General features: G+C 68.3%; 14 protein-coding genes, 7 tRNA genes and 1 riboswitch. Of the genes, 12 read left to right on the top strand and 9 right to left on the bottom strand.

Going from position 1 to position 18885, the window contains the following annotated elements:
• Positions 1 to 8 precede the first annotated feature (8 nt).
• Both ACFYRU_RS22540 and ACFYRU_RS22535 read left to right on the top strand, forming a co-directional pair.
• The gene (locus tag ACFYRU_RS22540; protein WP_387662001.1) at positions 9 to 1139 is read left to right on the top strand and encodes an aminotransferase class I/II-fold pyridoxal phosphate-dependent enzyme; all 1131 of its coding nucleotides are present in this window, start codon (positions 9 to 11) and stop codon (positions 1137 to 1139) included.
• Entirely contained in the window at positions 1136 to 2314 is a 1179-nt protein-coding gene (locus ACFYRU_RS22535) for an acetyl-CoA carboxylase biotin carboxylase subunit family protein (protein ID WP_387661999.1), read from the top strand. Before ACFYRU_RS22540 ends, ACFYRU_RS22535 begins: the two co-directional genes overlap by 4 nt.
• Positions 2315 to 2349: 35 nt before the next feature.
• Here the strand turns inward: ACFYRU_RS22535 and ACFYRU_RS22530 are convergent, their stop codons facing one another.
• Positions 2350 to 3816: a glycine hydroxymethyltransferase gene (locus tag ACFYRU_RS22530; protein ID WP_387661998.1), complete on the bottom strand. Its 1467-nt coding sequence runs from the start codon at positions 3814 to 3816 to the stop codon at positions 2350 to 2352.
• Between the two features lie 31 nt (positions 3817 to 3847).
• Positions 3848 to 3930: riboswitch (ZMP/ZTP riboswitch) on the bottom strand.
• Entirely contained in the window at positions 3929 to 5551 is a 1623-nt protein-coding gene (locus tag ACFYRU_RS22525; RefSeq protein ID WP_387661996.1) for an acyl-CoA dehydrogenase family protein, read from the bottom strand. (Overlaps the previous riboswitch by 2 nt.)
• Positions 5552 to 5569: 18 nt before the next feature.
• Between ACFYRU_RS22525 and ACFYRU_RS22520 the strand changes: the two genes are divergently transcribed.
• The 4 genes from ACFYRU_RS22520 (at position 5570) to ACFYRU_RS22505 (ending at position 9762) form a co-directional block, all read left to right on the top strand.
• Positions 5570 to 6757 carry a YhjD/YihY/BrkB family envelope integrity protein gene (locus ACFYRU_RS22520; RefSeq protein WP_387661994.1) on the top strand — a complete coding sequence of 396 codons (1188 nt, stop codon included), beginning with the start codon at positions 5570 to 5572 and terminating at the stop codon, positions 6755 to 6757.
• Between the two features lie 153 nt (positions 6758 to 6910).
• On the top strand, positions 6911 to 7981 hold the full coding sequence (gene rsgA, locus ACFYRU_RS22515) for a ribosome small subunit-dependent GTPase A (protein ID WP_387661992.1): 1071 nt from the start codon (positions 6911 to 6913) through the stop codon (positions 7979 to 7981).
• 49 nt (positions 7982 to 8030) lie between these two features.
• The gene (locus ACFYRU_RS22510; RefSeq protein ID WP_387661990.1) at positions 8031 to 8774 is read left to right on the top strand and encodes an SDR family NAD(P)-dependent oxidoreductase; all 744 of its coding nucleotides are present in this window, start codon (positions 8031 to 8033) and stop codon (positions 8772 to 8774) included.
• 175 nt (positions 8775 to 8949) lie between these two features.
• A complete protein-coding gene (locus ACFYRU_RS22505; protein WP_387661988.1) occupies positions 8950 to 9762 on the top strand; it encodes an EamA family transporter in 813 nt (270 codons plus the stop codon).
• Between the two features lie 231 nt (positions 9763 to 9993).
• Here ACFYRU_RS22505 and ACFYRU_RS22500 read toward each other — a convergent pair.
• The 4 genes from ACFYRU_RS22500 to ACFYRU_RS22485 form a co-directional block, all read right to left on the bottom strand.
• Positions 9994 to 10065: transfer RNA gene (locus ACFYRU_RS22500), tRNA-Val, on the bottom strand.
• A gap of 31 nt (positions 10066 to 10096) precedes the next feature.
• Positions 10097 to 10167 (bottom strand) — tRNA-Cys (locus ACFYRU_RS22495).
• Between the two features lie 24 nt (positions 10168 to 10191).
• Positions 10192 to 10264, bottom strand: a tRNA-Gly gene (locus ACFYRU_RS22490).
• Positions 10265 to 10410: 146 nt separating this feature from the next.
• Positions 10411 to 11277, bottom strand: a complete 867-nt coding sequence (locus tag ACFYRU_RS22485; RefSeq protein WP_387661986.1) for a sigma-70 family RNA polymerase sigma factor — start codon at positions 11275 to 11277, stop codon at positions 10411 to 10413.
• Between the two features lie 92 nt (positions 11278 to 11369).
• Here ACFYRU_RS22485 and ACFYRU_RS22480 point away from each other — a divergent pair, with 92 nt between their 5' ends.
• Together ACFYRU_RS22480 and ACFYRU_RS22475 are read left to right on the top strand one after the other, a co-directional pair.
• Complete coding sequence (locus ACFYRU_RS22480) at positions 11370 to 11810, top strand: pyridoxamine 5'-phosphate oxidase family protein (protein WP_387661984.1); 441 nt, start codon at positions 11370 to 11372, stop codon at positions 11808 to 11810.
• Positions 11811 to 11853: 43 nt separating this feature from the next.
• A complete protein-coding gene (locus tag ACFYRU_RS22475; RefSeq protein ID WP_387661982.1) occupies positions 11854 to 12819 on the top strand; it encodes an aldo/keto reductase in 966 nt (321 codons plus the stop codon).
• A 10-nt stretch (positions 12820 to 12829) separates the two neighbouring features.
• On the opposite strand, the gene ACFYRU_RS22470 is transcribed toward ACFYRU_RS22475, so the two are convergent.
• Positions 12830 to 14002: a M20/M25/M40 family metallo-hydrolase gene (locus tag ACFYRU_RS22470; RefSeq protein WP_387661981.1), complete on the bottom strand. Its 1173-nt coding sequence runs from the start codon at positions 14000 to 14002 to the stop codon at positions 12830 to 12832.
• A gap of 925 nt (positions 14003 to 14927) precedes the next feature.
• A tRNA-Val gene (locus ACFYRU_RS22465) sits at positions 14928 to 14999 on the bottom strand.
• A 121-nt stretch (positions 15000 to 15120) separates the two neighbouring features.
• On the opposite strand from ACFYRU_RS22465, the gene ACFYRU_RS22460 reads away from it, so the two are divergent.
• Positions 15121 to 15687, top strand: coding sequence for a CGNR zinc finger domain-containing protein (locus tag ACFYRU_RS22460; protein WP_387661979.1), 567 nt, complete (start codon positions 15121 to 15123; stop codon positions 15685 to 15687).
• A gap of 1120 nt (positions 15688 to 16807) precedes the next feature.
• Here ACFYRU_RS22460 and ACFYRU_RS22455 read toward each other — a convergent pair.
• A complete protein-coding gene (locus ACFYRU_RS22455) occupies positions 16808 to 17626 on the bottom strand; it encodes an aminotransferase class IV (RefSeq protein ID WP_387661977.1) in 819 nt (272 codons plus the stop codon).
• Between the two features lie 177 nt (positions 17627 to 17803).
• On the opposite strand from ACFYRU_RS22455, the gene ACFYRU_RS22450 reads away from it, so the two are divergent.
• From ACFYRU_RS22450 to ACFYRU_RS22440, 3 genes are all read left to right on the top strand, one after another.
• Positions 17804 to 17876 (top strand) — tRNA-Gly (locus ACFYRU_RS22450).
• Between the two features lie 49 nt (positions 17877 to 17925).
• Positions 17926 to 17996: transfer RNA gene (locus ACFYRU_RS22445), tRNA-Cys, on the top strand.
• 31 nt (positions 17997 to 18027) lie between these two features.
• Positions 18028 to 18099, top strand: a tRNA-Val gene (locus ACFYRU_RS22440).
• The last annotated feature ends 786 nt before the right edge of the window (positions 18100 to 18885 follow it).

Raw genomic sequence — 18885 nt, 5'->3', positions numbered from 1 at the left:
GAGCGCTGATGGACTGGACGAACCGTGAAAAGTTGGGAGTAGGGACCCTCGCCGCGCGGGCCGCGATTCCGGTTCCGGAGCCGGCCGGCCCCTTGGTCGTCTCGCCTGAGTTCGCTTCGGCGTACCACCAGGATCTGGACGACCTCGCGCCGGTCCGGTACGGCCGGTGGGGGCATCGGTCGGCAGATCAGCTCGAGGATGCGCTGGGGGCACTCGATCGTGGCCGGTCGGTCGTCTTCAACAGTGGGATGGCGGCAGTGTCGGCCGTACTGCTCGGACTGCTGCGGCCCGCCGACCGGTTGGTGCTGTTCGAGGGCGGGACCTACTACGAGACCCGGCAGATCGCCGATCAGCTCGCTGGGCGGGGCATCGAGACCGCTGTGCTCGACACCACGGCCGACCTGCCGGCCGCCGTCGCCGGGGCTCGTCTCGTCGTGGTCGAGTCCCCGAGCAATCCGCTGCTGGAGCTCTACGACCTGCGCGAGATCAGCCAGATCGCGCACGCGGCGGGCGCATTGGTGGCGGTGGACAACTCGGTTGCCTCGCCACTGGGTCAGTGTCCGCTGGACCTGGGCGCGGATCTGGTGATGTGCAGCGATGCCAAGGTCGTCGGTGGTCATCACGACCTGGTGCTCGGCCATGTCAGCGCCCGCGACCCCGCGTTGCTGACGGCGTTGCGGGACTGGCGTTATCTGCACGGCGGCATTCCGGCCGCCTTCACCTGCTGGCTGGCGCTCCGGTCGATCGGGACTCTGGAACTGCGGGTGCAACGGCAGAATGCGAACGCGGCGGCTCTGGTGAAGCTGCTCGCGACGCGCGCCGAGGTGACCGGATTGCGCTGGCCGGGTTCGCCGTCCGATCCGCAGTACCAGCTCGCGTCCCGGCAGATGACGCTCGGCGGTGGTCTGCTGGCCTTCCGCTTGCCCGGTCGCGCGTACCTGCATCGGTTCCTCCGCGCGAGCCGCTTGATCGCAGCCGCCACCAGTTACGGCGGTCTGCAGTCGACCGCCAACGACATCGGTGCGTGGCCGCATCTCGCAGTGCCCGCCGGGCTGGTGCGGATCTCATGTGGCTGTGAGGCGACGGCCGATCTGGTCGGCGACGTACGGGACGCACTCGACAAGGCCGCGGTGTCATGACCCATCTGCTGCTCGTCGGTGCCTGGCCGGAGCTGGCCGCCCGGCTCGTCGGACTGCCCGGTCGCGTCACGCTGCTCCAGCTCGACGGGATGCCCGGTGGCTACGACCTCGCGCCGTATCAGCGATGGGCCGCCGGGCTGCGGGTGGCGCGCTGGGATCAGCCGGCGGAGATCCTCGAAACCGCCGCCGCTGTGCATCGGCGTGATCCCCTCGACGTCGTGGCCGGGTACGGCGAGTTCGCGTTGCCCGCGGTGGCCGCGATCTCCGCGCAGCTCGGGATCCGGTCCGTCCCGGGGCCGGCGGATCAGCGACCGGGAAAGAGCGCTCAGCGGGAGCTGCTCGCGGCCGGAGGGTGCCGGCCGGTTCGGCACCGGCTGTGTTCCGATCCGGCCGAGGTGCGTGCCTTCGCCGCGACGGGCCCGATCGTTCTCAAACCGGACTTGGGCAACGGAAGCCTGGGCGTCTTCGCCGTCGACCGCGCCGAGCAGGCCGAGGAGGGCTGGCGATGGGTCCACGCGGCCGGTCTGGGTGCGGTGCTCGCGGAGGAGCGCTTGTCCGGGCCGGAGTTCAGCGTCGAGACCCGATCGGTCGCCGGCCGGCACGAGGCCCTGATGGTGACCGAGAAGTTCACCTCCGGGCCGCCGCATTTCGTCGAGGTCGGTCATCTCATGCCGGCCCGGGGCGACGTCGACGAGCTACGGACCGAGGCGCTCCGAGCCTTGACAGCGCTGGGACACGTCGACGGGCCGGCGCATGTGGAACTCATGCTGACCGACGACGGACCCAAGGTCGTCGAGGTCAACCGCCGGCTCGGTGGTGACCGTATCTGGGAACTGCTGCAGCTGAGCACCGGCGTTGACGTCTTGCGTCAGGTACTGCTCGATGCCCTCGATCCCAGCACGGATCCGGTCGGCCGTGCGGCCCGGGCGGCGGCGGCCATCCGATTCGTCCATGGCGACCGCGAGCTGTTCGCCGACGGGCTGCCCGCACAGCCGCCGGATCCGATCGATGCACTGGACGGACTGATCCGATGGCGTTGGGAGCCGACCACGTACCATCGCCGGCTCGGTTATGTCCTGACGTACGGCGCTGATCCGACCGAGGCGGCCGGTATCGCCGAGCAGGTGTGCAAGGCGTTGCCGAGTCATCCGCCGGCCGGAACAGTCACGGGCTGACGCTGCCCGCCCTCGGGAGGGCGGGCAGCAGGTGATCAGTTGAGCTCGAGGCCCGGGTAGAGCGGGTGCTTGTCGAGGATTTCGGCGGAGGCGGCGCGGGTCTTGTCGGCGACGCCGTCGGCCAGGACGTACTTCGCCTTCGACGGGGCGCCGGCGGAGGTGGTGGTCGGGGTGGTCGCGGACAGTACGTCGACGATCAGCTCGGCCACCCGGTCGAACTCGTCGGCGCCGAAGCCGCGGGTGGTGAGGGCCGGCGTACCGATCCGGACGCCGGAGGTGTACCAGGCGCCGTTCGGGTCGCGCGGTACGGCGTTGCGGTTGGTGACGATGCCCGCGTCGAGGAGAGCGGACTCGGCCTGGCGGCCGGTGATGCCGTACGACGAGACGTCGAGCAGGACGAGGTGGTTCTCCGTACCGTCCGTCACGAGCTTCACGCCGCGCTTCATCAGGCCCTCGGCGAGCGTGACCGCGTTGTCGGCGACGGCCTGCGCGTACTGCTGGAACGACGGCTGGCGGGCCTCGGCCAGCGCGACCGCCTTCGCGGCCATCGTCTGGCTGAGCGGGCCGCCGAGCACCATCGGGCAGCCGCGGTCGACGGACTCGGCGTACTCGGGCTGGCAGAGCACCATGCCGCCGCGCGGGCCGCGCAGCGACTTGTGCGTGGTCGTCGTGGTGACGTGCGCGTGCGGCACCGGGTCGAAGTCGCCGGCGAACACCTTGCCCGCGACCAGGCCGGCGAAGTGCGCCATGTCGACCATCAGGGTGGCGCCGACCTCGTCGGCGATCTCGCGCATCTTCGCGAAGTTCACCTTGCGCGGGTACGCCGAGTAGCCGGCGATCAGGATCAGCGGCTTGAACTCACGGGCCGCCGCGGCGACCGCGTCGTAGTCGAGCAGCCCGGTCTCCGGGTCGGTGCCGTACGAGTGCTGGTTGAACATCTTGCCGGAGATGTTCGGGCGGAAGCCGTGCGTGAGGTGGCCGCCGGCGTCCAGCGACATACCGAGCATCTTCTGGTCGCCGAGCGCCTTGCGGAGCTTGGTCCAGTCCTCCTCGGTCAGGTCGTTGACGTGCTTCGCGCCGGCCTCGGCGAGCGCCGGGGACTCGATCCGCTGCGCCAGGATCGCCCAGAACGCGACCAGGTTCGCGTCGATGCCGGAGTGCGGCTGGACGTAGGCGTGCGGCGCGCCGAACAACGCCTGCGCGTGGTCGGCGGCGGTCTGCTCGACGGTGTCGACGTTCTGGCAGCCGGCGTAGAAGCGGTGCCCGACGGTGCCCTCGGCGTACTTGTCCGACAGCCAGTTGCCCATCGTCAGCAAGGTGGCGGGGGAGGCGTAGTTCTCACTGGCGATCAGCTTCAGCGAGGACCGCTGGTCGGCCAGTTCGGCCTTGATCGCGCCGGCGATCGTGGGCTCGACCGCGGCGATCACCTGCAGCGCGTTGTTGTACGCTGCGGACGCGGCGGCGGCATCGAAGGATGCTGTGTTGTCGATGGGTTGAGGCATCGTTGTCTCTCCTGCGGGTTTTGCAGTGGTTCGAAGGCACCCAGGCGCACGGTGCCGACGGGTTTCGCTCCCCGGTGGTTATCCACCTTCAGCGCGCCAGTCGCGACGCCGCTCACCCTATCGTGCGCTCGACGATCCTCTCGAACGGAGTCGTCCTCGGCAACGTCCCGAACACACCACCCCAGTCACCGGCCAGCCGCGACGCCACAAACGCGTCGGCGACCTCCGGTGTCGAGTGCCTGAGGAGCAACGAAGCCTGCAGGCAGAGGGCCATCTGCGCGGCCAGCCGTCGCGCACCCGCTTCGGCGTTCTCGTGATCAGCAAGCGCTTGCAAGACATCCTCGACGGCGGCGTCCAGCCGCGCGTCGGCACCTCGGACGGAACCGACCTCGAGCAACCAGGCCTCGAGCGACTCCGGCTTCTGCAGGGCTCGGAGTACGTCGAGCGCGTTCACGTTGCCCGACCCTTCCCAGACCGAGTTCAGCGGCGACTCCCGGTAGAGCAGCGGCAACCCCGACTCCTCCACGTACCCGTTCCCACCGAGACACTCCAGCGCCTCCGCCACCATGAACGGCGTCCGCTTACACACCCAGAACTTGGCAAGCGGCAAAGCAATCCGCCGAAACGCCGCCGCCTGCGCGTCACCACCCGCGGCGGCATCAACTGCTGCTCCCAACCGCATCCCCAGGGCCATCGAAGCCTCGGACTCGAGCGCCAGATCCGCCAGCACGTTCTGCATCGCAGGTTTGTCCGCCAGCAGCCCACCGAAGGCCGACCGATGCCGCGTATGCCAAACCGCCTCAACGAGCGCCCGCCGCTGCAGCGCAGCCGACCCGAGCACACAGTCCAGCCGGGTAGCCGCGACCATCTCGATGATCGTCCGGACTCCGGCACCCTCGTCCCCGAGCCGGTACCCGATCGTTCCGTGGAACTCCACCTCGGACGACGCGTTCGACCGGTTCCCGAGCTTGTCCTTCAGCCGCTGCAGCGCGAACGGGTTCCGGTTGCCGTCGGCAAGAACCCGCGGCACCACGAAGCAGCTCAGCCCGTCCGGCGCCTGCGCCAGGACGAGGAACACGTCCACCTGCGGCGCGGAGCAGAACCACTTGTGCCCGTGCAGCTGGTACACGTCCCCGACCGGGGTCGCCGTCGTGATGTTCGCCCGTACGTCGGACCCGCCCTGCTTCTCGGTCATCCCCATCCCGGCCAGGACGCCGTTCTTCGCCGCGGCCGGCAGACGTCGTACGTCGTACTCCGTCGACGCCAGCTGCGGGATCCACTCCTTCGCCAGCGCCTCGTCGGCCCGCAGCGCCGGTACGGCGGCGTACGTCATCGAGATCGGGCAACCATGTCCCGGCTCGACCTGCGACCACAGGTAGAACCCGGCCGCGCGGGTCAGGTGCGGCGCGGGCGCCTCGCTCGTCCACGGTGCCGCCTGCAGCCCGAACCCGACGGCCTGCTGCATCAGCCAGTGCCAGGACGGGTGGAAGTCGACCTCGTCGACCCGGTTGCCGTACCGGTCGTGGGTCCGCAGTACGGGCGGGTTCTGGTTCGCCGGGAGGGCGTGCGCGCGGGCCTCCTCGGAGCCGGCCAGCTCGCCGATGCGGTGTAGCCCGGGATCCCCGGCGAGGTCGGCGTACGGACGCAGAGCGTCACCGAGCGCCGCGTCGCGGGTGAAGAAGTTCACGCCCCGCAGTGGGGGAGCCTGGTTCGTTACCGCGAATGGGTCCGCCATGTCAGTACGGTAAGCGGTATGGCACGTTCTGGGGCAGGACCCACTGGTGGGAGCTCCCTCTCATTGGCATGGGTCCGGAAGATCCCCGCGACGACCTGGAAGCTGCTCACCCAGACCATCGGGGTCTGTCTGCGCTACCGGGTCACCGGTCTGGCTGCGGAGGGGGCGTTCTTCGCGATCCTCTCGCTGCCGCCGCTGATCTTCGGGCTGGCCGGCTCGCTCGGTTACATCGCGAGCAAGTGGTTCGAGGTCGAGACGATCAACGACATCAAGCAGCAGATCGTCGACCTGGCGGCCCGGGCGCTGACCGACGACTCGATCAAGAGCGTCATCTCGCCGACCCTGGACCAGGTGCTGAACGGCGGCCGGCCGGACGTGATCTCGATCGGTTTCGTGCTCTCGCTGTGGTCCGGCAGCCGGGCGCTGAACGTGTTCGTCGACACCATCACGATCATGTACGGGATGGGCGGCAAGCGCGGCATCGTCCGGACCCGCGCGCTGTCCTTCAGCCTGTACTGCGCAGCGCTGGTCATCGGTGTGATCGTGCTGCCGCTGGTGCTGGCCGGTCCGGACGCCGTCAACGACCTGCTGCCCCACCGTCTCGACTTCCTGAACCAGCTGTACTGGCCCGTCGTCACGATCCTGTCTGCGGGCTTCTTGAACACCCTGTACCACCTGTCCGTTCCCGTCCGGACGCCGTGGGTCTCCGACTTGCCGGGGTCTTTCCTGGCGTTGTCGATCTGGATCCTGGGCAGCTTCGTGCTCCGGTGGATCCTGCAGAGCACAGTGGGCGGTACGTCGATCTACGGGCCACTTGCGGCGCCCATCGCCGTACTGATGTGGCTGTACATGACCGCGATCGCCGTACTGATCGGTGCTGCGCTCAATGCTGTAGTGGACCGCCTGTGGCCGCACAAGGCGCATGTCGCGGAGGTCAAGCCCGTCGCCGAGGAGGACGAGGTCGAGCCCGTGATGAAGGCGGAGCCGGAGCCGCACCACGACCATCCGTTGACACCGGTCGAGTCAGAGGAACGCCCGGAGGCAGAGGCCGCGCGGAAGCTGGTCGCGCTGACCGAGCACCCGAGGCCAATCCCGCGGCCGACAGCGCAGAAGCAGTCCACCGAAGATCCTGAATCTGAGGTTGATGGTGTACGGGAGCCCACTTCGGCGGATAATCCGGTGCGCACGGCGAGGCCGAAGACCTAGGCTGAGTACGACACGCGGTCCTCGCTCAGGACCGCCTCGGACCGGAAGGGAGGCACCCGCCATGAGCTCGCGAGGCCGACAGGCCGCTGTCTCCTATACTGCCCGTCCGCTCTGATCTGATCTGGCGGCCGGGCCCTCTGAAAGGTTCGTCGCATGTCAGTCACGCTTCAGGCCCTAGGACTCGACGAGTCCATGGCCGATGCTCTCAGGTCCCTCCCGGACGATGTCGTGCCGGGACGAGTCAGCCGGGTCGACAAAGGCCTGGCGACCGTGCTCACTGAGCGCGGACCCGTTCGGGCGACCTGGTCCGGCGGACTTCTGACCGCAGTCGCCAACGACCCACAGGCCGGCCCGTGCACTGGGGACTGGGCAGTCCTCCGGTTCTGGTCCGACGACCGGATCACGCTGGAGTCCGTGTTACCACGTCGGACCGCGATCGTCCGGGCGGAGGTCGGCGGCTCGTCACGGGGCCAGGTGCTTGCTGCCAACGTCGACGTCATCGCGATTGTCGTCGGTCTCGTACCGGAGCCCAACATCGTCCGGATCGAGCGTTTCCTGGCGCTGGCGTGGGAAAGCGGAGCGCGTCCTGTCGTGGTGTTGACCAAATCGGACCTCGTCAGTGATGCGGACGGCCTGGCCGAGGATGTGGCGATGGCTGCGCCGGGCGCCGACGTGCTGGTGTGCAGCGCTCAGACCGGCGACGGTCTGGAAGCCGTGCGCGCGTTGCTCGACGGCAACGCGACGGTGGCGTTGCTCGGGTCGAGCGGTGCAGGCAAGTCATCGTTGGTCAACGCGCTCGCTGGGGTAGAGCTGCTGGACGTACAGGAGATCCGGGAGGACGGGAAGGGCCGCCACACGTCCGTGCGGCGCGAGCTGATCGTCTTGCCTGAGGGCGGCGTCGTGATCGACACGCCCGGGCTGCGAGGGATCGGTCTGCAGGAGTCGGGCGAAGGGCTGGCGGCGGCATTCCCGGATGTCACGGTGCTCGCAGCCTCCTGCAGGTTCAAGGATTGCGGGCACGTGACCGAGCCTGGGTGCGCGGTACAAGCGGCGCTCGAGGATGGCTCGCTGCCGTACCGGCGCTACGACAGCTGGGTAAAGCTGCAGCGGGAGGCGGCGTACATGGCACGTCGTTCTGATGCTCGGCTTCGCTCGGAGGCGCGGAAGGAGTGGGCGCGCGACACGAAGGCCTACCGTCGCGACTTTAAATCCCGGCCCAAGTAAGCGGCTCTGCTGGTCGAAGCTCGCATTCGGTGATGAAAGGATCGGTTGTATGAACCGATCGGTGCTGGTGACGGGAGCTTCTCGGGGGATCGGTGCGGCGACGGCGCGAGCCTTCGCCGCCGCGGGGGACAGGGTGGCGGTGCACTACAGCTCCTCCGCCGAGGCGGCCGCCCAGGTGGTGAAGGAGCTCCCCGGCTCCGGCCACCTCGCGGTGCCCGCGGATCTGGCGGACCCGGACGCCATCGAGACGATGGTGTCGGACGCCGCGTCCGCGTTGGGCAGCATCGACGTACTGGTGAACAACGCCGGCGTCTACCACCCGCACCGCATCCGCGAGACGACGTACGCCGAATGGCAACAGGCGTGGACCGACACGCTGGCCGTCAATCTCGTTGGACCCGCCAACGTTACGTGGTGTGCCGTCCGGCACATGACTCGCGGCGGCCGGATCGTCAACGTGTCCTCGCGAGGCGCCTTCCGCGGCGAACCGAACCAGCCCGCGTACGGTGCCTCGAAGGCGGCCATCGTCTCGTTCACCCAATCCCTGGCCCGCGCTCTCGGGCCTTCAGGAATCGCCGTCACAGCGATCGCGCCCGGCTGGACGGTGACCGACATGGCCGCGGTGAACCTGGCCGGCGAAGGCTACGACCGCCGCCGCCTCGAAAGCCCCCTGGAACGAGTAGCAGACCCGTCCGAAGTCGCTGCCGCCATCCTCTACCTGGCCAGCCCCGAGGCCGAGTTCGCCACCGGCACCGTCCTCGACTTCAACGGCGGCTCCTACCTCCGCATGTAATCCGCTGGCTCAACTGCCTGGGCCACGGTTAGGGTCCCTCCCATGCATCGAATCATCACCCCGCCGGCCGCCGCTTAGCGGACGGCCACCCCCACCGCTCAGGTCGCTACGACCTGAGCTCCTTCGGGCTGTTCGCAGACGCCCCACCACCCATTGCGAACACCCGGAGCACCCGATGCACCAACGCGTCTCGACCAGGCGTGCCCTAGCCCTAGTAGTCCTCGCCGCCCTGGCCTGGGGCACAGGCGGCCCAACCGGCGCCCTACTACAGGACGCAGGCCTCACGCCGCTCTCCACCTCCTTCTGGCGCCTAGCAGCCGCAGCAGCCTGGCTGGCCTTGGTACGCCTCGCAAGGCGCACCCGCACCCCCATCCGCCCAAGACCCCGCGACGTCTTCACCGGCGTCGGCCTGGCCATCTGCCAACTCGGCTACTTCACGGCAATCCCACTGGTAGGCGTCGGCATAGCCACGGTGATCTCCCTGGGCACAGCGCCGCTGATCATCACGCTGGCAACGAGAGAACGCCCAACCAGCGCAACCGCCGCAGCCCTGGTCGGCCTAACCCTGCTGACCGCAACCACAGGCTCCACCAACTTGGTAGGCATAGCAGCCGCCGTAGCCTCAGCCGCCGGCTACTCCCTGACCACCCTCCTGAACCGCAACACCCAAGACCCCCAAACCACGGCCCTCCTGGGCTTCGTAGCAGGAGCACTGTTCCTAGCCCCCTTCGCCACCCTCCCAACCACCACCACAGGCTGGCTCCTGGTCGCCTACTTCGGCCTGGTCCCCACAGCCCTCGCCTACACCCTCTTCTACGAAGGCCTAAGAACCCTGAAGCCCTCCACCGCAGCAGTAATAGCCCTACTGGAACCAGTAATAGCCACAGCCATAGGCATCCTCTTCTTCAAAGAACACCTAACAGCAGTAGCTATCTGCGGAGCTGTAATCCTCCTAGCCGCAGTAGCAGCACAGTCCCGCCACACCTAGAACCTCCACGTGGCGGTGACCGAACCGCCCAACCCAACCCCAACAGGTGAGCCACCCGCCCAACCCAACCCAGGAGCCGAGCGAAGCGAAGGCCGCCGAGCGAAGCGAAGGCGCAGGGGGTGCGGGTGGCGAAGCCCCCGCAACGCGGCAAGCGAAGCGCAGCCGCACAAATGACGAAGGCGACGTGGTCAGCGCACGTTAGTGCGCGACACACGTCGCCCATCGCCTTCGTGGACGATACTGGGATCGAACCAGTGACCTCTTCCGTGTCAGGGAAGCGCGCTACCGCTGCGCCAATCGTCCGTCCGGAACACTCACCGACGTGAGGTTCCCGAGGTGGAGACGGGATTCGAACCCGCGTGGACGGCTTTGCAGGCCGCTGCCTAACCTCTCGGCCACTCCACCGTAGAAAGCCGAAGACCCTCTCCGAGCGGACGACCGGGTTCGAACCGGCGACCTCAACCTTGGCAAGGTTGCGCTCTACCAACTGAGCTACGTCCGCGCCGCATCCGGAGCGTTTCCGCTCGGTGCGAGAGCAGAACAGTAGCGCACTTTGAGCGCCGGGAAAAACCGGATTCGGTTGCCGTTGAAGGCACCTCGTTCGGCGTACGAATGGCATTCGCGCTGTCCACTCGCCACGCCGCCGGTTCAGGCCTTCAAGGTCACGAGATCGACGCTTTCGAGGTAGTCGGCGTCGCCGCGGAGGTCGATGGCGGCGACACGCCCGTCGGTGACCGTGAAAGAGAACACAATCAGGGGTTCGCCGTGCTGCATCCACACCAGCCCGGGCTTCCCGTCGACGAGGACGAGTTTCGCGGCCGCGGCCCGTCCGGTGAACTCACGCGCGACGGCGTCTGCTCCGGCGAGGACCGGCTCCGACCCGTACGCCCCGGCGCCGGCGTCCGCGCGGACGACGACATCGGGGTCGAGTACGTCGAGCAGCGCCGAGAAGTTCGCACCACGGGCCGCGAGCAGGAAGGCGTTCACGACTTCTTTCTGGCGTACGACGTCGACGTCGGTCGGTTCCGGCGTACCGCGAACCCGCCGTCGGGCCCGGCTGGCGATCTGCCGCGCAGCGGCGGGCGACTTGCGGATGATCGGCGCGATGTCCTCGAACGGTACGGCGAAGAGGTCGTGCAGTACGAAGGCGAGCCGCTCGGCCGGCGACAGCGTCTCGAGTACGACCAGCAGCGCGAGCCCGACCGAGTCGGCCTGGATTGCTTCGAGTTCGGGATCAGGGACGTCGTCGGCGAGTACGGCGGAGTGGTCGCCGACGGGGAGTTCGGGCCGGCCGCGGCGGCTGCGCAGCATGTCGAGGCAGATCCGCCCGACGACCGTGGTGAGCCAGCCGCCGAGGTTGTCGATGGTGCCGGTGTCACTGCGGCTGAGCCGGATCCACGTCTCCTGGACGGCGTCCTCCGCTTCGGGCTCGGAGCCGAGGATCCGGTACGCGACGGCGCGCAGCCGATCGCGGTTCTCCTCGAACCGTGTTGCCAGCCAGTCGTCCCCGGTCATCCGGACCACACCTTTCACCTGTCACACTGTGCGGCTCAGCGCCGTCATCGCTTTGACGGAGCCCGAGCAGCAGATGTGACAGAGGAGCGACGATGCCGGCAGCACCCCGCCCGTTGGACGTCCGCAAACAGGACACCTTGGCCCGCCTGAACCAGGACGTCGACGCCTGGGTGGCTACGGCCTCCCTGGACGGTACGCCGTACCTGATGCCGCTCTCGTTCCTGTGGACCGCCGACACGCTGCTCCTGTCCACGTCCCGCACGAACCCGACCGCCCGCAACCTCCTGGCCAACCCTCTCCTCCAGCTGACCCTGGGCGAAGTCCGCGACGTCATCCACATCACCGCCACAGCCGAGGTCGCCGAGGTAACCGACGCAGAGGGCGAGGCGTTCGCGCTGAAGGCCGGCTTCGACCCCCGCCCGCTCACGAACTACCCGTTCTTCCGAGTGACACCCACAAAGATCCAGGCCTGGCGAGAGGCCAACGAACTGAACCACCGCCTCCTGATGGAGCACGGCAACTGGCTGGTCTGATTCGTCTTGACCTAGAGCGCGGTCGAAAAGGCAGGGTGGGGGGATGGTGTCTCTTGGGAACGTCAGGCCTGTCAGTGCGTTCTGTCTGGGGGCGATGAACTTCGGTACGTCGACGCCGGCCGACACGGCGGTGGCGATTCTGGACCGGTTTGTCGACGCCGGTGGGACGTTCATCGACACGTCGAACAACTACAACCAGTGGCTCGGGGACGGCGGCGAGAGTGAGGAGCTCCTGGGGGAGTGGATGCGTTCGCGGGGTAACCGTGACGACCTGGTGATCGCTACGAAGTGCGGTGCGCGTACGACTGTGCCTGGTGACCCGGGGGATGCGCACTGGGAAGGGCTGAGTGCGGGGGTTGTGCATGAGGCTGTCAAGGGCAGCCTGTCGCGGCTGGGCGTGGACAGGATCGACCTGTACTACGCGCACATAGACGACCGCAGTACGCCACTTGAGGAGACCGTACGGGCATTCGGGCAACTGGTTACGGGGGGTGTCGTAGACCTCATCGGCTGCAGCAACACGGCCACGTGGCGCCTTGACCGCGCCCGGCAGACAGCCGCCGCCCAGGGGCTCTCGCAGTACTCAGTCATCCAGCAGCACGCGACCTACCTGTGGCCGAACCCGCCCGCACTACAAGGAGTCCTGCGCCGCGGCACACCGCACTTCCAGCACGCAGGCATCGAACACTTCGACTACCTGGCGGAGCACCCCGACGTCACGCTTGTCGCGCACCAGCCCCTCCTAACAGGTTCGTACGCCCGCCCCGACCGGCCCTTCTCAGTCGAGCGCGGCTACGCCCACCCGACTGCGTACGTACGCTTCCAAGCGCTCCGCCAAGCTGCAGGTGACCTGGGCGCAACGGTGAACCAGGTAGTACTCGCGTGGCTCATGCACCACGGAGTCGTACCACTCGTAGGCCTGTCGTCGATCGCGCAACTCGAGGAGGCCCTCGCCGCGGTCGATCTGCAGCTCGACGCTGACCTCGTAGCTCAACTCGACAAGGCTTGAGCTTGTGCGATTAGGCCACCGGCCGTGGGAACGCGGCCGGGCTACGGTTCCCGTTCTGATCCATCGCCCGGATGCCCATCTGCACGTTGTCCTTGGAGATGTCGAGCGTTGCTGTGGTGACGTTCCCGACCGGAATCGCGCTGGTCCAATCGGACTCCGTGGTCTCGCGTAGCACCACCTCGTACCCGGTCAGGTCCGCTTCGGGGTTGGCGTTCCACGAGAGCGTGGTGAGGTTGGTACCGGACAGGGTGCCGGGCGGCGTCGTATGGATCTGGGCGTTCTTGGGCGTACTGGGCGAGGTCGCCAGTCCCCACAGCGCGGCCGCGTTCACCCTGGTGACGCGGGCGATGTAGTCGAAGTCCACGAATTCGATCAGGTCGCCGAACTGCACGCCGTCCTCGACCCGTACGTCCTGGTGCTCGTGGTTGAAGTTCTCCCGCGGTTCGGTGAACCTGGCGGCGGGGTAGCCCTGTCCCTGGAAGGACAGATGGTCGCTGCCGCGCAGGTACCGGTCGCGCCGCCAGACAAGCCGGATGTTCATGCCGGTCAGGCTGTACGGCGCGACCGAGTGAACGAAGCGACCGAGCTGGCGCGCCTGCCCGTCGTTCTCACCGCCGGTCGACTGCAGCAACGAGATCTGGGCGGCGGTCACGTTGGTCGGTACGCCTTCGAGGAACATCCGTACGGTGAACGGGTCGGGTTTGTGGCCGTCGAACGACCGGCTGGCCCCAATGATGTCGTTGCTGAACATGCCTTGTACGTCGTTGCTGGCCGCGGCCATCTGCTGCGCCATGAACGAGGAGCCGTACAGCCCCTGTTCCTCGCCGGCGACCGTCGCGAAGACGATCGTGCCGGGGAACTGGTGGCCCGCGAACACCCGGGCGAGTTCGAGCACACACGCGACGCCCGACCCGTCGTCGTCCGCACCCGGGGCGTCGCTGACGGCGTCCATGACGTCGGTGACTCGCGAGTCGAGGTGCCCCGTGACGACGTAGAACCGCTCGGGCGACGCGGTTCCCTTCAACGTGGCGATGACGTTGGTGATTCGGGTCGGTACGGGGATCCGGCTGGCGACCGGCTGGATGAACGACTGCCGCTCCACCGTCATCCGTCCGCCGGACGTCGCAGCGATGGCCTCCATCTCCGCAACCACCCAGTCCGTGGCCGCCCCGATCCCACGCACCGGATCGTCCTGACTGGACAAGGTATGCCTGGTCCCGAACTCAGTCAGCCGCTGAACAGTCGCACCGATCCGCCTCGCATCAACACTCCGCAGCAACGCCCGCAACTGAGGATCAAACGTCGTCGGCCCCAACTCAGCCGCCCCAGCGACCGCTGCACCCGAGCCTCCCACCAACACCGCCCCAACAGCCCCCGCAGCCACAGCCCCCGACCCAACCAAAAACACCCGCCGACTAGCTCCCACCGAGAATCCCGAGGACACCGAGGACACCGAGGAATCCGAGGAAGCCGACGACGAGGACGAGGACAACGAAGCTGACGAGGACGACGAAGGTGACGAGGACGCCGAGGATGACGAAGGTGACGAGGATCGAGACGAACGGGAGCCAGACATGGCGCCTCCTGAGTGCGCGCGAATTACACCTCGCCCTTCACTCTGACACCCACCCCGCACCCCGTCAGCCCCTCAGCGCGGCGGTTTTCCCTCGTCTTATGCCGACGCTCCAGACCGCAAAGCCCGTGCCCCACCACCGAAGGCGAGCCGCAACTCCAGACCTCCGACACCTGCACGCGCCGCAACTGATCACCTCGCCTGCGCCGCTCCCGACCCCGCCCCGACCGAACCACCCAACCCCCGCCCCCGACCCGGACCGCCCAACCCAACCGAACACGTGAGCCACCCGCCGAACCCAATCGAGCACGTGAGCCACCGCCCAGCCCAACCCAGCAGGTGAGCGAGCCGCCCAGCCCAACCCAGCAGGTGAGCCACCCGCCGAACCTGACCCGGGAGCCGAGCGAAGCGAAGGCGCAGGGGGTGCGGGTGGCGAAGCCCCGCAACGCGGCAAGCGAAGCGCAGCCGCACAAAACGACGAAGGCGACGTGGTCAGCGCACGTTAGTGCGCGACACACGTCGCCTGTCGCCTTCGTGGGCGATACTGGGTTCGAACCAGTGACCTCTTCGGTGTGAACGAAGCGCGCTACCACTGCGCCAATCGCCCGGCGTGGTGCTGGTGTTTCTGATGGGGTGTTGCGGGTGAAACCATAGCGCATGATGCAGCGACGATCTAATCGGGCCGGGCTACTCTTGCTCCAGGACGGAGATCCCGTCGCGTTGGAGACGTGATTGTGACTTTCTCGCACGACACCGAGCAGGCGCTCGGGACGCTGGTCCGGCTCGTCAACACCATGCCCGGACCGAACAGCCAGGTCGATTCGCTCGAGACCCTGGAGGAGCTGGAGAAGTTCGTCCAGGAACGGGAGTTCAGCGCGGTCGATTCGCTGTCGGAGAAGGACCTGGCCGAGGTTCGCGATCTGCGGCCGTTGTTCGCGCCGGTGTTCACGACTGATTCCGACGCGTCGGCGGCGACGATGATCAACGCGATCATCGCGCGCGGTACGTCGACGCCGCGGCTCACCAACCACGACGGGCACCCGTGGCACATCCACTATTCGAGGGCGGGCGCGTCGCTGGCCTGCCGGATCACGGTGGAATGCGGGATCGCGCTCGCGCAGGTGATCTCGGCGGGGGAGCGCGAACGCCTGCGCCGCTGTGAGGCGCCGGACTGCGACGACGCGCTCATCGACCTGTCTCGCAACCGGTCCAAGCGCTACTGCGACGCCCGTACCTGTGGCAACCGTTTACACGTAGCCGCCTACCGAGAACGCCGAAAAGCATCCGGCGAGTAACCGCCGCGATCCCCTCACCACCACATCCGCCGCCCCGGCCGCACTCGCGGCGGGGGCGGCGCGAGTTACCCGGCGCTACGCGTCAGGCCGGGTAGCAGCCGTTGGTGCGAGCACCCCAGCGCGGTTCCGCACGCCATCACAACCGGCGCGTCCCGGACGCGCACCCGGCCGCACCCGCCGGGTGCACCTCCGCGGACTGCGATTGTGGTGGCCTGGCGATCCGGGCGCGGGCGGTCGCAGCCACGTCGGCTGTCCGTGCAGCCCGCCGAGCGGAGACCCGGTCGGCAGGTCTGGGGCAGGCTGGCCGGAACGGCGGTCGCGGGTGCGGCGCTGCGGGTTTGCACGCGAGCGGAGTACGGACGGCGCGACGTACGGGTCGAGTGGTGTGCAGGCCGAGTGTCGTGCTCGCCGAGTCGACTGCCGGTCGAATGGTGTCCGGGTCGAGTGGCGTCCGGGTCGAGTGGCGTCCGGGTCGAGTGGCGTACGGGTCGAGTGGCGTACGGGTCGACCGTCGTACGAGCTGAGCCGACTGCGGGCTGAGTGGCGTGCGCGTCGAGTGGCGTGCTCGCCGAGGGGGATGCGGGCGCGGTAGGGGTCGGGTGCCGCGGGTGCGGCTGACGGGCGGGACTGTGGCCGGCCCGGGCGGGCCGGGGACTGTGTGAGGCGGTCGGGGGGTGTGAGGCGGGGCGAGCGGGGTGCAGGTCGAGTTGTGTTGTGCGTATGGGTGGGGTGCGGCGGGAGGTCTGGTGTGGCGGGGTTGCTCGCCGCATGAGCTATGGCGAGTGCTGGTGCGGTTCTCCGGGCCATCACAATCGGGGTAGTTCGATGGCTTCGCGTGGGGCGGGGCTTGTGGAACGCGATTGTGATGGCGTGGGGATCCGGGTCGGGCGGGGGTCCGCCTGGCCGGGGGCGCTGTGGCTTCTCGGAGAAGGCGGACGTGTGGCACTCATCAACTGTGTGGGGCGGCGCTGGGATGCGGGGAGTGGGACTCGGCGCCCGCGTGGGACCGGGCGTGCTCCTCGCCTGGGTGCTGGTTGGTGAGTGACTGGGGCCCGGGTGCAGGGGTTGCGGTCCAGGGTCCAGGGGGCAGGGGGCAGGGGGCAGGGGGCAGGTCCGGGGGTTAGGGGTTGGGGTGCTCGGCGGAGCGTTCGGCGAAGATCTTTGCGACCTGGGCGGTGAGGGTGCCGGGGGCGGGGAGGGTGCGGTCGTCGGCGCGGTGGATGGCTTGGATGTCGCGGGTGGTGGATGTGAGGAAGATCTCTTCGGCTTCGGAGAGCTGCTCCAGTGGTACGTCGCGTTCGGTGCCGCCGAACCACTCCAGGACCAGGGCGCGCGTGACGCCGGCCAGTGCGCCCGACGCGAGGGTCGGCGTGACCAGTTCGCCGTCGTACACGCAGAAGATGTTCGAACCGGTGCCCTCGCACAGTTGGCCGACGGTGTTCGCGAAGATCGCCTCGCTGCCGCCGCGGTCCTTCGCGTAGGCGAGCGCGCGGACGTTCTCGGCGTACGACGTCGTCTTCAGGCCGGCGACTGCGCTGCGTTCGTTGCGGACCCACGGGACGGTGACGATCGCCGACGTTGCGGACGGGCGCTTGATCTCCTGCGTCGCGACCAGCACCGTCGGACCGTCCGTACCGCGGTCGGACGACAGCGGCGAGACACCACCCGTGTACGTGATCCGCAGCCGGCCGAACGGGATACCCGGATCCGCCGCCACCACCGTCGCGATGCCGTCCTCGATCGCGGCCACGTCCGGCGTCGGCAGGCCGAGCCCGACCGCCGAACGGACCAGTCGCTCCAGGTGCCGGCGTACCGCGAACGGCCTGCCGTTCTCGATCTTGATCGTCTCGAAGACGCCGTCACCCGTGGTCAGCCCGTGGTCCAGCGGCGAGACCGTCGCCGCGCCGTCCAGCAGGGCGCCGTTCAGCCAGATACGCATGTGGTGCTCCTTCCGCCGAACACCTTAGTGCGCAGGCGATCCGGGTTCGCGCAGGCGTTGCCACGTGAGCAGTTGATGACCGTACGTCGACGTACCGGGGGACCCCGATTTTTGAAGTCGGGCGGAGATGGGCTAATGTTCTTCTCGCGCCGGGGGACACGAAAACCCGGGCGCAACGCGGACGTAGCTCAGTTGGTAGAGCGCAACCTTGCCAAGGTTGAGGTCGCCGGTTCGAACCCGGTCGTCCGCTCGGAGAGGGTTCGGCAGGCCACCGTCCTCAGATGTCGAACAGCCTCAGTGGTGGAGTGGCCGAGAGGCGAGGCAACGGCCTGCAAAGCCGTGTACACGGGTTCGAATCCCGTCTCCACCTCGGGAACCTCACGTTGGTGAGTGTTCCGGACGGACGATTGGCGCAGCGGTAGCGCGCTTCCCTGACACGGAAGAGGTCACTGGTTCGATCCCAGTATCGTCCACGAAGGCGATGGGCGACGTGTGTCGCGCACTAACGTGCGCTGACCACGTCGCCTTCGTCATTTGTGCGGCTGCGCTTCGCTTGCCGCGTTGCGGGGGCTTCGCCACCCGCACCCCCTGCGCCTTCGCTTCGCTCGGCGGCCTTCGCTTCGCTCGGCTCCTGGGTTGGGTTGGGCGGGTGGCTCACCTGCTTGGGCTGGGGTGGTTGTTCAGGTCGCCGTCCGGGCTGATGTTCTGCGGGGGACGCCTTCGCTGCGCTCGGCTGCTGGGCTCGGTTGGGCGGTCTGCTCACGCGTTGGGGTTGGGCTGGTTGTTCGGGTCACCATCCGGGCTGATGTCTGCGTTGGGGTCGCTTCGGTCGGCTGGCTAGCTGGTTGGGTGGTCTGCTCACGGGTCGGGGTTGGGCTGGTTGTTCGGGTCGCTGTCGGGGCTGATGTCTGCGTTGGGGGTGCCTTCGCTGCGCTCGGCTGCTGGGTTGGGGGGCGGATGTGCCCGGGGCGGGGTTGGCTGTTGGTAGCTCGTGGGCCGACGTCCCGGTGGGTGATGGCTCGGCCCAGCCGACGCCGGTCACCCTGACCCCGCCGAAGAGGTTCGTTTGGGTTTCGGGGCGGGTTGGGTGGTCGGTTCGCCTGGTGGAGTGGAGTTCGCCGCTCGTTCGTCGCCGGGGTGAAGGCCGGCCGGGTGTGACAACTTCGCCTTGTCCGGGGGTGGGTGGATGACTGGTCGGCTCAGGTGTCGTGATCGGGTTGGCCCGTGCTCGCCACCGGGCTTCGCCTCGCTCGACCGCA

The organism is Kribbella sp. NPDC004536 (assembly GCF_042873835.1).
In the GTDB taxonomy this organism is placed as follows: domain Bacteria; phylum Actinomycetota; class Actinomycetes; order Propionibacteriales; family Kribbellaceae; genus Kribbella.
The sequence above is the reverse complement of the archived record's forward strand: the minus strand, read 5'-3'. Positions and strand labels throughout refer to the sequence as shown.

Excerpts from the sequence above, each read along its gene's own strand:
- ACFYRU_RS22540 (WP_387662001.1), top strand. The coding sequence starts at position 9 with ATGGACTGGACGAACCGTGAAAAGTTGGGAGTAGGGACCCTCGCCGCG.
- ACFYRU_RS22535 (WP_387661999.1), top strand. The coding sequence starts at position 1,136 with ATGACCCATCTGCTGCTCGTCGGTGCCTGGCCGGAGCTGGCCGCCCGG.
- ACFYRU_RS22530 (WP_387661998.1), bottom strand. The coding sequence starts at position 3,816 with ATGCCTCAACCCATCGACAACACAGCATCCTTCGATGCCGCCGCCGCG.
- ACFYRU_RS22525 (WP_387661996.1), bottom strand. The coding sequence starts at position 5,551 with ATGGCGGACCCATTCGCGGTAACGAACCAGGCTCCCCCACTGCGGGGC.
- ACFYRU_RS22520 (WP_387661994.1), top strand. The coding sequence starts at position 5,570 with ATGGCACGTTCTGGGGCAGGACCCACTGGTGGGAGCTCCCTCTCATTG.
- rsgA (WP_387661992.1), top strand. The coding sequence starts at position 6,911 with ATGTCAGTCACGCTTCAGGCCCTAGGACTCGACGAGTCCATGGCCGAT.
- ACFYRU_RS22510 (WP_387661990.1), top strand. The coding sequence starts at position 8,031 with ATGAACCGATCGGTGCTGGTGACGGGAGCTTCTCGGGGGATCGGTGCG.
- ACFYRU_RS22505 (WP_387661988.1), top strand. The coding sequence starts at position 8,950 with ATGCACCAACGCGTCTCGACCAGGCGTGCCCTAGCCCTAGTAGTCCTC.
- ACFYRU_RS22485 (WP_387661986.1), bottom strand. The coding sequence starts at position 11,277 with ATGACCGGGGACGACTGGCTGGCAACACGGTTCGAGGAGAACCGCGAT.
- ACFYRU_RS22480 (WP_387661984.1), top strand. The coding sequence starts at position 11,370 with ATGCCGGCAGCACCCCGCCCGTTGGACGTCCGCAAACAGGACACCTTG.
- ACFYRU_RS22475 (WP_387661982.1), top strand. The coding sequence starts at position 11,854 with ATGGTGTCTCTTGGGAACGTCAGGCCTGTCAGTGCGTTCTGTCTGGGG.
- ACFYRU_RS22455 (WP_387661977.1), bottom strand. The coding sequence starts at position 17,626 with ATGCGTATCTGGCTGAACGGCGCCCTGCTGGACGGCGCGGCGACGGTC.